This is a genomic window from Pseudomonas sp. NPDC085632, assembly GCF_044541255.1.
Lineage (GTDB): Bacteria > Pseudomonadota > Gammaproteobacteria > Pseudomonadales > Pseudomonadaceae > Aquipseudomonas.
Genome location: NZ_JBITSX010000046.1, coordinates 25,454 through 38,531 on the forward strand (window position 1 = coordinate 25,454; position 13,078 = coordinate 38,531).

Consider the following 13,078-nt stretch of genomic DNA (forward strand, 5'->3'; position numbering starts at 1 on the left):
GCTGTGTGCAACTGACCGGACGTTTGCAGCCCTGTGTATCCTCCAACCACCGCGATACACAGTGATACTCAATCTTCATCAAACAGCTCCCACAGTTTTTTCAGTGTTCACAAATACAGCGTCACGCCCGGACCGGGGCTAGACTCCTTTATTACCCAGTCGAGGGGGACGCAGGGCGTCAGCCGTGCCCTGCCCAACTCCGCGACCACCGCCCGGTGGCGCACGCCTCGACCTTCGACGCCGCCGGACTGTGATCCTGTTTCAGGAGCACACGTGATGGACGAGGCGAAGCTCAACCAATTCATGGGCAAACTGGTCAACGACATGGGCGGTGCGGCGATGCTGGCCAATGTCATCGTCGGCGAAGAGCTCGGCTTGTACCGGGCCATGGCCGACAGTCAGCCAATCAGTGCCGATGCCCTCGCCGCGAAAACCACCTGCAATCCGCGTCTGGTGCGCGAATGGCTCAGCGCTCACGCGGCGTCCGGCTATATGGAGCACCACGACGGCCAGTTCCGTTTACCGGAAGAACAGGCGCTGGCGTTGGCCGTCGAAGACTCGCCGGTCTACGTCGCCGGTGGTCTCGGGGTGGTGGCGTCGTTTTTCCACGACAAGGACAAACTGGTCAAAGCCATGCGCGGTAACGGCGCCCTGCCTTGGGGCGATCACCATCCGTGCATGTTCACCGGCACGGAACGCTTTTTCCGGCCCGGCTACAAAGGTCACCTGATCGCCGAATGGCTGCCGGCGCTGGACGGTGTCGTGGCCAAGCTTGAAGAAGGCGCCAAAGTCGCCGACATCGGCTGCGGCCACGGCGCCTCGACGGTGATCATGGCGCAGGCGTTTCCCAACTCGCGCTTCGTCGGCTACGACTATCACGCGCCGTCGATCACCGTTGCCACCCAACGCGCCGAGGAAGGCGGCGTCAGCAGCCGGGCGAAGTTTTTCCAGGGCTCGGCAAAGAGCTACCCCGGCAACGACTACGACCTGATCTGCTATTTCGACTGCCTGCACGACATGGGCGACCCGGTCGGCGCCGCGCGTCACGCCTATGACTCGCTGAAAGACGACGGCACGGTGTTGCTGGTCGAACCGTTCGCCAACGACACGCTGGACGACAACATCAACCCGGTCGGACGGCTGTTCTACGCCGCCTCGACGTTTATCTGCACACCGAACTCGCTGTCGCAGGAAGTCGGCCTGGGCCTGGGCGCGCAGGCAGGGGAAATGCGTCTGCGCAAAGTGTTTGTCGAGGCCGGGTTCAAGCAGTTCCGTCGGGCCACGCAAACGCCGTTCAATCTGATTCTGGAGGCGCGCAAGTAACCTGCGCGGGTCGCGTGCTAACCTGCTGGCATCGTCCTTCCCCGGAGCGCTGACCATGCTCGACAGCCCGACCCGCGAACACCTCGACACCCTGCAAGAGGTGATGGCTGATGGCGACTTCATCGTATTGACCGGGGCCGGCATCAGCACGCCGTCGGGGATTCCGGATTACCGCGACCGCGACGGTGTACGCCGTGGCCGACAACCGATGATGTATCAGGAGTTTCTGGCCGCCGCTGAATCACGCCGCCGCTACTGGGCGCGGGCCATGCTGGGTTGGCCGAGGGTGCGTCAGGCGCAGCCGAATGCTGCGCACGAAGCGTTGGCCAGTTTGCAGCGCCAAGGGCTGATCAGCGACTTGATCACTCAGAACGTCGACACCCTGCACGATCAGGCCGGCAGTCACGATGTGATCGAACTGCACGGCAGCCTGCACCGGGTGTTGTGCCTGGACTGCGGTCAGCGCAGTGAACGCGACGCGATTCAACAACTGATGGAATTGCACAATCCGTATCTGGCCGGCGTCGATGCGGTGCAGGCGCCGGACGGCGACACCCTGCTCGACCCGGCGTTCGAGGCGCGTTTTCAGGTGCCGCATTGCCCGCATTGCGCCGGTGAACGAATGAAACCGGACGTGGTGTTTTTCGGCGAGAACGTCGCGCAGCCCACGGCGGCTCGGGCAATGGCAGCGGCCGAAAATGCGGCAGGGATGTTGGTGGTGGGGTCTTCGTTGATGGCGTATTCGGCGTTTCGTTTGTGCCGGGTGATTGCCGATCGCGGCAAACCGTTGATTGCGATCAATCTGGGCAAGACCCGCGCGGATGATTTGCTGGACTTGAAGATTGAAGCGTCGTGTGAACAGCTGTTGCCGTTGTTGGCGAGGGGTCTGGACCGGTGAATGGCTGCACTCTGTGCTCGACTCAGGATCCAAGCCCCTCACCCTAGCCCTCTCCCACGGGAGAGGGAACTGACCGAGTTGTCAGGGCTGAATACTGCGACCTGGAAATGCTGAGTCGAGCCCACTTTCTGAAATGCCCACGATCGGCTCCCTTTCCCCCTAGTCCTCTCCCAAGGCAGAGGGAACTGACCGAGTTGTTGATGGGCGATATATCGACCTGGAAATTTGGAGTCGGACCCAGTTTCTGAAATGCCCCCGATCAGCTCCCTTCCCCCTCGCCCCCTTGGGGGAGAGGGTTGGGGTGAGGGGGTAAATCTCACAGTCGCCCGAGATCTTCCGCCTGGAGAATATCGAACAACGCCTGCGCCGCTGCCGACAGTTCATTGCCCGGCTCGGTCAGCACGCCGATGGCCCGCTCCACCGAATCATCCAGCGTCAGGCAATGGGCGCCCAACTCCTGCATCTGCCCGGCACACAACGCCGGGACGGCGCTGACACCCAGCCCACTGGCGACCATCCGCCCGACCGTTGCCAATTGATGGCTTTCAAACTCCACCGGCAACTTCATGCCCCGCGCCTGCAAGTGCTCTTCGAGCATCACCCGCACCGTCGAGGGCCGCTGCAACGTGATGAACGGCTCCTGCAACAACGTCTGCCAGTCGATCTCAGTGCGCTGCGCCAGCGGCGAATCCTTCGACACCACCGCGACGAAGCGATCCCTGTACAGCGGCGTAAACGTCATCGACGTGTTTTGCATCGGCTCAAACGCCACCCCCAGTTCAACCTGACGATCGCGCACCATCTCCAACACCTGCTCATTGATCACGTCGTTGACCGTGACATTGACGTTCGGATAGCGCGCACGAAACGTTTTGAGGATCGGTGGCAACAGGTTGCCGGCAAACGACGGCATCGCCGCCAGCGTCACCCGCCCGCGTTGCAGGCTGAAGCGCTGACGTATTTCGTCTTCGGCGTTGTCCCAGTCCGCGATCAGGCGCCGGGCCAATGGCAGCAGCGACTCACCTTCTGCGGTCAGCGCCACATTGCGGGTGTTGCGGCTGAACAGGCGGCCGCCCAGGCCCTCCTCCAGCGCTTTGATGGTCAGGCTCAACGCCGATTGCGACAGGTGCAGCCGCTCGCAAGCCACGGCGAAACTCAGGCTTTGCGCCACGGCGAGGAAGGCGCGGATCTGTTTGATGGTCATACTGAAGCCTCAGGATCTTCGGCGCATCGTGGGAACGATCAAAGCAGCCGCCATAACGCGACTATTGAGTTTTATCTATCAATCAACCTTAAAAATCAACTTAACAAATATATTCTCCAGCGCGACACTCCAACCATTCGGCTAGCCAGCCGCCCGCAAATAATAAAAGAGGTGCATATGGCAGGTTTCGACAAGCGCGTGAGTTCCTACGAGGAAGCCCTCGCCGGACTGGAAGACGGCATGACCGTTATCGCCGGCGGCTTTGGTCTGTGCGGTATTCCGGAAAACCTGATCGCCGAGATCAAGCGCAAAGGCACCCGCGACCTCACCGTCGTCTCCAACAATTGCGGCGTCGACGGTTTCGGCCTCGGCGTGCTGCTCACCGACCGCCAGATCAGCAAAGTCATCGCCTCCTACGTCGGCGAAAACAAGCTGTTCGAAGAGCAACTGCTCAAGGGCGACATCGAAGTCATCCTGACCCCGCAAGGCACCCTCGCCGAGAAAATGCGCGCAGGCGGCGCCGGCATTCCGGCCTTCTTCACCGCCACCGGCGTCGGCACCCCGGTCGCAGAGGGCAAGGAAGTGCGTGAGTTCAAAGGTCGCAAGTACCTGATGGAAGAATCCATCACCGGCGACTTCGCCATCGTCAAAGGCTGGAAAGCCGACCACTTCGGCAACGTCATCTACCGTCACACCGCGCAGAACTTCAACCCGCTGGCCGCCACCGCCGGCAAGATCACCGTGGTTGAAGTCGAAGAAATCGTCGAACCCGGCGAACTCGACCCTTCGCAGATCCACACCCCTGGCATCTACGTCGATCGGGTCATTTGCGGCACGTTCGAAAAACGCATCGAACAGCGCACCATCCGCAAATAATTCAGGCTGACGGAGAATAAAAACATGGCACTTTCCCGCGAACAAATGGCTCAGCGCGTCGCCCGCGAAATGCAGGACGGCTTTTATGTGAACCTCGGCATCGGCATTCCGACCCTGGTCGCCAACTACATTCCCGACGGCATGGAAGTCATGCTGCAATCGGAAAACGGCCTGCTCGGCATGGGCCCGTTTCCGACTGAAGACACCATCGATGCCGACATGATCAACGCCGGCAAACAGACCGTAACCGCACGCATCGGTGCGTCGATTTTCAACTCTGCCGAATCCTTCGCGATGATCCGCGGTGGCCATGTCGACCTGACCGTGCTTGGCGCATTCGAAGTCGACGTCGAAGGCAACATCGCCTCGTGGATGATCCCCGGCAAACTGGTCAAGGGCATGGGCGGCGCGATGGATCTGGTGGCCGGCGCCGACAACATCATCGTGATCATGACCCACGCCTCCAAGGACGGTGAGTCGAAATTGCTCAGCAAGTGCAGCCTGCCGCTGACTGGCGCCGGCTGCATCAAGCGTGTGCTGACCGACCTCGCTTACCTGGAAATCGAAAATGGCGCTTTTGTCCTCAAGGAACGCGCACCTGGCGTCAGCGTCGAGGAAATCGTCGCCAAAACCGCTGGTAAACTGATCGTCCCGGATCACGTACCGGAAATGCAGTTCGCTGCCCAGTGAGGAATTCGAAAATGCAAGACGTCGTAATTGTTGCCGCCACGCGTACCGCGATCGGCAGTTTCCAGGGTTCGCTGGCCAGCGTGTCCGCCGTTGATCTGGGCGCGGCGGTGATCCGCCAATTGCTCGAACAAACCGGCCTGGACGGTGCGCAGGTCGATGAAGTGATCATGGGCCAGGTGTTGACCGCCGGCGCCGGCCAGAACCCGGCGCGTCAGGCTGCGGTCAAGGCTGGCCTGCCTCACGCCGTACCCGCCATGACCCTGAACAAGGTGTGTGGTTCGGGCCTCAAGGCCCTGCACCTCGGTGCGCAGGCGATCCGTTGCGGCGACGCTGACGTGATCATCGCCGGTGGCCAGGAAAACATGAGCCTGTCCAACTACGTGATGCCGGGCGCACGCACCGGTCTGCGCATGGGCCACGCGCAAATCGTCGACACCATGATCAGTGATGGCTTGTGGGATGCGTTCAACGACTACCACATGGGCATCACCGCCGAGAACCTCGTCGATAAATACGCCATCAGCCGTGAACAGCAAGATGCTTTCGCCGCCGCTTCTCAGCAGAAGGCCGCTGCCGCCATTGAGGCCGGTCGCTTTGTCGATGAGATCACCCCGATCCTGATTCCACAGCGCAAGGGTGACCCTGTTGCTTTCAAGGTCGACGAGCAACCGCGTGGCGACACCACTGCCGAATCCCTGGCGAAACTGCGCCCGGCGTTCAAGAAGGATGGCAGCGTCACTGCGGGTAACGCCTCCTCGCTGAACGATGGCGCCGCCGCCGTGATTTTGATGAGCGCAGAAAAAGCCAAGTCCCTCGGCCTGCCCGTACTGGCCACCATCGCCGCTTATGCCAACGCGGGTGTTGACCCGGCGATCATGGGCATCGGTCCGGTATCGGCGACCCGCCGCTGCCTCGACAAGGCTGGCTGGGACATCGGCCAGCTCGACCTGATCGAAGCCAACGAAGCCTTCGCCGCGCAATCACTGGCAGTGGCCAAGGATCTGCAATGGGATCTGGACAAGGTCAACGTCAACGGCGGCGCCATCGCGTTGGGCCATCCGATCGGTGCATCAGGTTGCCGCGTGCTGGTAACGCTGCTGCATGAAATGATCAAGCGTGATGCGAAAAAGGGTCTGGCGACCCTGTGCATCGGTGGCGGTCAGGGTGTGGCGCTGGCGCTGGAACGCGCATAACCAGAGTTCAACAGTGAATGGCGGATCCACGACATCCGCCGCTTGCTGGCAACAAAAACCCGGTGCGACTTGCGTTACACCGGGTGTTTTTTTGCCTGTTCGAAAAGTGCGTTGAATGTTCCGACGCCTGCTCGCGAAGAGGCCGGACCGGCCAGCGAAAATCTAAGGCTTGCGCAGCAGGTACGTATCCATGATCCACCCATGCTCCGCCCGCGCCGCCTTGCGCACCCGCTCGATCTCATCCGCGACATCGGCAAGCCTGCCACTGATCAGAATCTCATCCGGCGTGCCCAGGTAGGCCCCCCAGTAAATCTCGGTCTGCTGATCGGCGACCTGGTGATAAGAGTCTTCAGCATCGAGCATTACCACCACACTGTCCGCATCACTCACCTGCCCTGCTGCCAAACGCCGCCCGGTGGTGATTTCAATGGAACGACCGATCGTATTCAGCGGCACCTTGTGCTGCGCCGCCAACGCCTGAACGCTGGTAATCCCGGGAATCACGTCAAACTCGAAGGCACACGTGCCCGAGGCCAGAATGGCCTGGAGGATACGCACGGTGCTGTCGTACAACGCCGGGTCGCCCCACACCAGGAAACCACCGCACTGGCCGTCAGACAATTCGTCATTGATCAGGCGTTCGAAGGTCTGCTGCTTGGCACGGTTCAGGTCATCGACACTGGCCGTGTAGTCGACATCGCCCCGTTCGCGCTCCGGGCTGTGAGCTTCGACGAAGCGATAGTCAGGGTCGTCGATGTAGCGCTCACAAATTTCGCGACGCAGGTCGATCAGTTTGTCTTTGCTCTGGCCTTTATCCATCAGGAAGAACACATCGACCCGGTTCAACGCCTTCACCGCCTGCATCGTGATGTAGTCGGGATTGCCAGCACCGATGCCAATCACCAGCAGTTGTTTCATCACAAAGCTCCTTTAAGACACAGGCGCCAGCGCCCGGTGAAGCGCAGTTCGAGCATCGACAACGGTTCGACATCAATGTCATGAAACGCCGAACCGCGCATCACGTGGATCAGCGCAGCGCGGATGACAAACGGATGCGTCACCGCCACTACATGCCCTGGCGTGGCTTGCAGACTGGACAACCACGTGCTCATGCGCTCGCACAGCTGCGCCACCGACTCACCGCCGTGGGGGGTGGCTTGGGGGTCTTCGAGCCAGACGTGCAGCGCTTCTGCTTCCGAGGCTTGCAGGGCTTTGATCGACATGCCGTGCCAGCGCCCCCAGTCACAATCACGCAGCGCCTCATCAACCTGCGCGTCGGCGCCGAACCACGCTGCTGTCTGGCGCGTGCGCAACTCCGGCGCGCAAATCAAGCGGCGCGCGGCGTCGAAACGCTCCGCCCATTCACCCGATGCCAGCCGGATATTTTCAACAGGTTCATTCGTAGGAAAACACGCCAATTTCTGTGCGACGGTTCGCGCATGGCAAATCAATGTCAAACGAGTGGTCTGCACAGGGATCGCTCCGGTGGGCGTTCATGAAAATCAGCGGCGCAAAGCCGTTCTCTCGGTGATTGTGCCGTAAACCGAGGGTTGCGGGGTTACTGGGTAGACCCCGTTTAAAACCGACATACGCAGAAATACGGCGATCTCTGACACTGTTGTGGGCTATGGACTACGAGCCCTGTCGAACTCGGTGTAGTCCTTGTTACACGGGCGTCTCGCCTCATTCTGGCGCCTTTTCAACACGCTGCAAAATTCACTAGACATGTAACGTCAGTTACATAAATACTGTTTTAACGGATTATGAAGCGAATTCAACACACTCATCCAGCAGGAGCCCGGATGCCCCCTCTCAGAGACCTGATCACCGATCCCGGCCTGGATCTTACGCCGTCGGAGCGCAAAGTCGTTCGCGCCTTGCTTGATCAGTACCCACGCAACGGTCTGGGGCCGATGGCGCGTCTGGCCGAACATGCAGGCGTCAGCGATCCGACCATTGTGCGGCTGGTGAAAAAACTCGGCTTCGGCGGTTATGCCGAATTCCAGGAAGCACTGCTCAGCGACATGGACCACCGCTTGCGCTCGCCGCGCACACTGCTGCAACCGCGCGCTCATCAGCACAAGGACGACGCCTGGAGCCACTATCTGGGCGACAGCCATCGCCTGCTGGTCGAAACCCAATCGCTGACCCAGCCGGAAGATGTACGCATTCTCACCGACTGGCTGCTCGATCCCCGGCATCAGGTGTACTGCTTCGGCGGACGCTTCAGCAGCCTGATGGCCACTTACCTGCTCAATCACCTGCGCCTGTTGCGCCCCGGTTGCTTCGCCCTGGAAGACAACGCGCAACTGCCTGATCGACTGTTTGATCTGCAGCGTCAGGACGTCGTGCTGCTGTTCGACTATCGCCGTTACCAGACCCAGGCCCTGCGGGTCGCCAGTGCGGCGAAAAACAACAACGCGCGCGTGGTGTTGTTCACTGACATCTATGCCTCGCCGCTGCGCGAGCTGGCCGACCTGATTATCAGCGCGCCGGTGGAATCGGCCTCGCCGTTCGACACCATGGTGCCGGCGCTGGCGCAGGTCGAGGCACTGATCGCCTGCCTGACCTTGCGCACCGAAAACCTCGCCGATCGCCTGGAAGGCATCGACGCCCTGCGCAATGACTTCAACACCCACCTGCTGGAGGATAAATAAGGATGTTCAGCCTTCCCCACCGCTCGCCGCGGGACTTGCCGTTTGTCACCGATCACACCGCGCTGTTGCTGGTGGATATGCAGCGTGCCTGGCTCGAACCGCAGTTCGACGCGCACCTCAACGGGCCTGACGCCGAGTATTTCCTGACCCGGGCGCACATGCAGGTGGTGCCCAACCAACGTCGCTTGCTCAGCGCTTTTCGCGAGGCGCGGCAGAACGTGCTGCACACGATTATCGAAAGCCTCACCGCCGATGGCCGCGACCGTTCGCTCGATCACAAGCTCTCGGACATGCACCTGCCCAAAGGCAGCGTACAGGCCAGGATCATTGAAGACCTGAGCCCGGTGGAAAACGAAATCGTCCTGCCGAAGACGTCATCGGGCGTCTTCAACTCGACCAACATCGACTACGTGCTGCGCAATCTGCAAACCCGTCATCTGATCATCGCCGGCATCGTCACCGACCAATGCGTCGATATGGCCGTGCGCGACGCTGCCGACCGTGGCTATCTGGTCACGCTGGTCGAGGACGCCTGCGCCACCTACAGCGCCGAACGCCATCACGCTTGCCTGAATGCGATCAAGGGTTACTGCTGGATTACCGACACCGACACCGTGCTCGGCCGCCTGCAGGAGATGCAGCCATGAGCGCCCGCCTGGCACCACTGCCGATGACCACGCTGGTCACCACCGATCTGATCGGTATTACCCGTGGCCGCTCGTTTCCCACTGATGAGCTTGAGCATTATCAAGCCGCCGGTTGCGGCTGGGTGCCGGCCAACAGCGCGTTGACGCCGCAGGACATCATTGCTTCGACCAATCCGTGGGGCGCGTATGGCGACTTGCGGCTGATTCCCGATCTGAGCAGCCGCGTCACCGTCGGCAATGGCCCGGACGCCGATGCCCCGGCACTGGATTTCATCCACGGCGATATCCGCGAAACCGATGGCCGCCCGTGGGGCGCCTGCCCGCGCACGCTGCTGCGCGATGAAATCGAGCGTTATCGCGATGCGTTGGGCTTGCAGGTCAACGCCGCGTTCGAACACGAATTCAACCTGCACGCCGGTTTCGCCGAGCATCTGGCGTTCTCCCTCGAAGCCCAGCGTCAGGGCGCCGAGTTCGGCGGCTGGCTGCTCAGCGCCCTGCGCGCCGGCGGTGCCGAGCCGGAAATGTTTCTGCCCGAATACGGCAAGCACCAATACGAGATCACCTGCCGCCCGACGCTCGGCGTGGCGGCGGCCGATCGCGCCGTCAACGTGCGCGAGATCACCCGCGAGATCGCCCGGCAAATGGGCCTGGACTTGAGCTTCGCGCCGAAGACTGCCGCCGACGCGGTGTGCAACGGCGTGCACCTGCATGTCAGCCTGCTCGATCTGGCCGGCCAGCCGATGCTCTACGACGCCGGCACCAGCAATGGACTGTCGAGTCTCGGCCAGCATTGGGCAGCGGGAATCCTGCATTACTTGCCGGCACTGTGTGCGTTCACCGCGCCGACGCCAGCGTCGTACGAGCGCTTGCAGCCGCATCACTGGAGCGCGTCTTACGCTTGTCTGGGTCAACAGAACCGCGAGGCGGCGCTGCGCATCTGCCCGACCGTGACCCTCGGCGGCAAATCCGTGGCCAACCAGTTCAACCTCGAATTCCGCGCCATGGACGCCACCGCCTCGCCGCATCTGGCCATGGCGGCGCTGCTGATCGCCGGACGGCTGGGCATCGAACAGCGTCTGGCGCTGAACGCGATCACCAATGAAATTCCCGATTCACTCAACGACGAGCAACGCAAGGCCCGGGGCATCGTCGCCCTGCCCGCCTCGCTGGCCCAGGCGCTGGATTGCCTGCGCAACAGTGGCGCCTTCACCGAATGGCTGCCCAAGCCGCTGCTCGACACCTATTACGCCCTGAAAACCGAGGAACTGGCGCTGACGGAACAGCTCTCGCCCGCTGACTTGTGTGAGCACTATGCACGCCTGTACTGAATCCGCCGAGTTGGGGTTGTACACCCGACCGGTTTACAACCTGAGCCGCACCGACTCGACGCACCCGGTGATTCTGGTGTGCGAACACGCCAGCCGCTACATCCCCGACGCCCTGAACAATCTGGGCCTGGACGACGCCGCCGCTGCCGAACACATCGCCTGGGACATTGGCGCGCTGCAACTGGCCGAGCAGTTGTCGCAGATGCTTGGCGCAACGCTGTTGAGCGCCAATTATTCGCGGCTGCTGATCGATTTGAACCGGCCCCGCCATGCCCCGGACAGCATTCCGGCACAGAGCGAGATTTATCAGGTGCCGGGCAACCGTGAACTCGACGAAGCCACCCGCGAATACCGCCGCCAGACCTTGTTCAAGCCGTTTCACGCGCGCTTGCAAACGTTGATCGACGAACGTGTTGCCAAGGGCCAAGCGGTGCGTGTGGTGGGGATTCACAGTTTCACCCCGGTGTATTACGGCCAGCCGCGACCACTGGAGATCGGCGTGCTGTTCGGTCAGGCGAAAGACTACGCGCAACGTCTCCTCGACGGCCTCGCTGAACATCCAGTGAAAGTGGCTGGTAATCAGCCGTACAAGATCGACCCGCTGGGCGACATGACCGTGCCGGTGCACGGTGATGCCCGGGGCCTGGACTCGGTGCTGATCGAGGTGCGGAATGACTTGTTGCGCAGCCCCGAAGCCGTTTCGCGCTGGGCCGGATACCTCGCGCCATTGCTGTAACGAAGACCGCTGACACTGCAAAACGATGGACCGATATAACAACTAAAACGACCGATTGGCTGACAAGGAGTTGCGCTTCATGGAAATTGAAGAATTCGGCTACAAGCAGGAGTTGAAACGTAGCCTGACGCTGACCGACCTGGTGGTGTACGGGATGATCTTCATGATCCCCATCGCCCCGTTCGGTGTATATGGCTACGTCAACGCCGAAGCCCCGGGGATGGTGCCGCTGGCGTACATCATCGGCATGGTGGCGATGCTGTTCACCGCGCTGAGCTACGGCAGCATGGCCAAGGCGTTTCCGATCGCAGGTTCGGTGTATTCCTACGCGCAACGCGGCCTTAATCAGCACGTCGGCTTCATCGCCGGTTGGTTGATGCTGCTCGATTACCTGCTGATCCCGCCGCTGCTCTACGTCTACGCGGCGATGGCGCTCAACCATTTGTACCCGGACATTCCGAAAGTCGGCTTCATTCTGGCGTTTCTGGTCAGCGCGACCTTCGTCAACCTGCGCGGCATCACTTTCACCGCACGGATGAACATCATCTTCCTGCTGGCGCAACTGGTGGTGCTGGGGATCTTCCTGTTCTATGCGTGGAATGCCCTGCACAACGGTGGCGGTAATGGCGAGCTGACCCTGGCGCCGCTGTATCACCCGGAAACCTTCAACTTCGCCCTGCTGATGCAAGCGGTGTCGATTGCCGTGCTGTCATTCCTCGGCTTCGATGCGATCTCTACCCTCGCCGAAGAAATCAAAGGTGATCCGGGCAAAAGCGTCGGCAAAGCCGCGCTGATCACGCTGGTGGTCATGGGCGTGATTTTCGTTGCACAAACCTGGATCGCCACCGATCTGGCGGCCGGCATGGGTTTCAAATCCGCCGACACCGCGTTCTATGAAATCGCCGAAATCGCCGCCGGCAGCTGGCTAGCGACCCTGACTGCTGTCGCGACGGCACTTGCCTGGGGCGTGGCCGTGGCAATCACCTCGCAAGCGGCGGTTTCGCGCCTGCTGTTCGGCATGGCACGCGACGGCAAACTGCCGAAAGTGCTGGCCAAGGTGCACCCGAAACACAACACGCCGTACCTGAGTATTTATCTGGTGGCGGTGCTGTCGCTGGTGATCTGCTACCTGTTCATCAACTCGGTCGACACCCTCACCTCGCTGGTCAACTTCGGCGCGCTCAGCGGTTTCATGCTGCTGCACCTGACGGTGATCAACTACTACTGGCGTCGGCAGAAGTCCGGTCAGGTCGTGCGTCACCTGATCTGCCCGGTGGTCGGCTTCATCATCGTCGCGGCCATCATGTACAACATGGGCGTCGATGCGCAGAAGCTCGGCCTGATCTGGATTGCCCTGGGTCTGGTGTACCTGTTCTTCCTCAACAAGCTCGGCGCCAGCACCGCGCTGCCTGACCCGAGCAATGGCTGACAAGAAAAAGAGCGGCGTCTGACAACAAATCAGGCGACCGCCGATTTATCGCGTGGAAACCGACAGTGATAGTCAGGTTCGGCGACTTTGCCGAACC

The 13,078-nt window shown here is 61.2% G+C and carries 13 protein-coding genes; 10 read left to right on the plus strand and 3 right to left on the minus strand.

Going from position 1 to position 13,078, the window contains the following annotated elements:
- The first annotated feature begins 276 nt into the window (after positions 1-276).
- Both ACIF4X_RS23145 and ACIF4X_RS23150 read left to right on the plus strand, forming a co-directional pair.
- A complete protein-coding gene (locus tag ACIF4X_RS23145) occupies positions 277-1,323 on the plus strand; it encodes a class I SAM-dependent methyltransferase (protein WP_102902879.1) in 1,047 nt (348 codons plus the stop codon).
- Between the two features lie 55 nt (positions 1,324-1,378).
- Positions 1,379-2,221, plus strand: a complete 843-nt coding sequence (locus tag ACIF4X_RS23150; RefSeq protein WP_397483876.1) for an NAD-dependent protein deacetylase — start codon at positions 1,379-1,381, stop codon at positions 2,219-2,221.
- A gap of 316 nt (positions 2,222-2,537) precedes the next feature.
- Here the strand turns inward: ACIF4X_RS23150 and ACIF4X_RS23155 are convergent, their stop codons facing one another.
- A complete protein-coding gene (locus ACIF4X_RS23155) occupies positions 2,538-3,425 on the minus strand; it encodes a LysR substrate-binding domain-containing protein (protein WP_397483877.1) in 888 nt (295 codons plus the stop codon).
- Between the two features lie 177 nt (positions 3,426-3,602).
- Here ACIF4X_RS23155 and ACIF4X_RS23160 point away from each other — a divergent pair, with 177 nt between their 5' ends.
- Genes ACIF4X_RS23160 through ACIF4X_RS23170 form a run of 3 tightly spaced genes read left to right on the plus strand, consistent with a single transcriptional unit; the run spans position 3,603 to position 6,184 of the window.
- Positions 3,603-4,301 (plus strand): CoA transferase subunit A, encoded by a 699-nt coding sequence (locus ACIF4X_RS23160; RefSeq protein WP_016983257.1) that lies wholly within the window; start codon positions 3,603-3,605, stop codon positions 4,299-4,301.
- A 24-nt stretch (positions 4,302-4,325) separates the two neighbouring features.
- Entirely contained in the window at positions 4,326-4,991 is a 666-nt protein-coding gene (locus ACIF4X_RS23165) for a CoA transferase subunit B (protein WP_397483878.1), read from the plus strand.
- Between the two features lie 11 nt (positions 4,992-5,002).
- Positions 5,003-6,184: an acetyl-CoA C-acetyltransferase gene (locus tag ACIF4X_RS23170; RefSeq protein ID WP_397483879.1), complete on the plus strand. Its 1,182-nt coding sequence runs from the start codon at positions 5,003-5,005 to the stop codon at positions 6,182-6,184.
- 162 nt (positions 6,185-6,346) lie between these two features.
- Here ACIF4X_RS23170 and cobF read toward each other — a convergent pair whose 3' ends face one another.
- Positions 6,347-7,102: a precorrin-6A synthase (deacetylating) gene (cobF, locus tag ACIF4X_RS23175; RefSeq protein WP_397483880.1), complete on the minus strand. Its 756-nt coding sequence runs from the start codon at positions 7,100-7,102 to the stop codon at positions 6,347-6,349.
- Positions 7,102-7,656, minus strand: coding sequence for a histidine phosphatase family protein (locus ACIF4X_RS23180; RefSeq protein WP_397483881.1), 555 nt, complete (start codon positions 7,654-7,656; stop codon positions 7,102-7,104). Before ACIF4X_RS23180 ends, cobF begins: the two co-directional genes overlap by 1 nt.
- Before the next feature lie 330 nt (positions 7,657-7,986).
- Here ACIF4X_RS23180 and ACIF4X_RS23185 point away from each other — a divergent pair, with 330 nt between their 5' ends.
- The 5 genes from ACIF4X_RS23185 (at position 7,987) to ACIF4X_RS23205 (ending at position 12,981) form a co-directional block, all read left to right on the plus strand.
- Entirely contained in the window at positions 7,987-8,841 is an 855-nt protein-coding gene (locus ACIF4X_RS23185; RefSeq protein ID WP_397483882.1) for a MurR/RpiR family transcriptional regulator, read from the plus strand.
- Between the two features lie 2 nt (positions 8,842-8,843).
- The gene (locus ACIF4X_RS23190) at positions 8,844-9,488 is read left to right on the plus strand and encodes an isochorismatase family cysteine hydrolase (RefSeq protein ID WP_397483883.1); all 645 of its coding nucleotides are present in this window, start codon (positions 8,844-8,846) and stop codon (positions 9,486-9,488) included.
- Positions 9,485-10,816, plus strand: a complete 1,332-nt coding sequence (locus ACIF4X_RS23195; protein ID WP_397483884.1) for a glutamine synthetase — start codon at positions 9,485-9,487, stop codon at positions 10,814-10,816. The genes ACIF4X_RS23190 and ACIF4X_RS23195 overlap by 4 nt, the downstream gene beginning before the upstream one ends.
- Positions 10,800-11,552 (plus strand): N-formylglutamate amidohydrolase, encoded by a 753-nt coding sequence (locus tag ACIF4X_RS23200; protein ID WP_397483885.1) that lies wholly within the window; start codon positions 10,800-10,802, stop codon positions 11,550-11,552. The genes ACIF4X_RS23195 and ACIF4X_RS23200 overlap by 17 nt, the downstream gene beginning before the upstream one ends.
- Positions 11,553-11,631: 79 nt before the next feature.
- Entirely contained in the window at positions 11,632-12,981 is a 1,350-nt protein-coding gene (locus ACIF4X_RS23205) for an APC family permease (RefSeq protein ID WP_007919552.1), read from the plus strand.
- Positions 12,982-13,078 lie beyond the last annotated feature (97 nt).

Coding starts and splice junctions, on each gene's coding strand:
- ACIF4X_RS23145 (WP_102902879.1), top strand. CDS start 277: ATGGACGAGGCGAAGCTCAACCAATTCATGGGCAAACTGGTCAACGAC.
- ACIF4X_RS23150 (WP_397483876.1), top strand. CDS start 1,379: ATGCTCGACAGCCCGACCCGCGAACACCTCGACACCCTGCAAGAGGTG.
- ACIF4X_RS23155 (WP_397483877.1), bottom strand. CDS start 3,425: ATGACCATCAAACAGATCCGCGCCTTCCTCGCCGTGGCGCAAAGCCTG.
- ACIF4X_RS23160 (WP_016983257.1), top strand. CDS start 3,603: ATGGCAGGTTTCGACAAGCGCGTGAGTTCCTACGAGGAAGCCCTCGCC.
- ACIF4X_RS23165 (WP_397483878.1), top strand. CDS start 4,326: ATGGCACTTTCCCGCGAACAAATGGCTCAGCGCGTCGCCCGCGAAATG.
- ACIF4X_RS23170 (WP_397483879.1), top strand. CDS start 5,003: ATGCAAGACGTCGTAATTGTTGCCGCCACGCGTACCGCGATCGGCAGT.
- cobF (WP_397483880.1), bottom strand. CDS start 7,102: ATGAAACAACTGCTGGTGATTGGCATCGGTGCTGGCAATCCCGACTAC.
- ACIF4X_RS23185 (WP_397483882.1), top strand. CDS start 7,987: ATGCCCCCTCTCAGAGACCTGATCACCGATCCCGGCCTGGATCTTACG.
- ACIF4X_RS23190 (WP_397483883.1), top strand. CDS start 8,844: ATGTTCAGCCTTCCCCACCGCTCGCCGCGGGACTTGCCGTTTGTCACC.
- ACIF4X_RS23195 (WP_397483884.1), top strand. CDS start 9,485: ATGAGCGCCCGCCTGGCACCACTGCCGATGACCACGCTGGTCACCACC.
- ACIF4X_RS23200 (WP_397483885.1), top strand. CDS start 10,800: ATGCACGCCTGTACTGAATCCGCCGAGTTGGGGTTGTACACCCGACCG.
- ACIF4X_RS23205 (WP_007919552.1), top strand. CDS start 11,632: ATGGAAATTGAAGAATTCGGCTACAAGCAGGAGTTGAAACGTAGCCTG.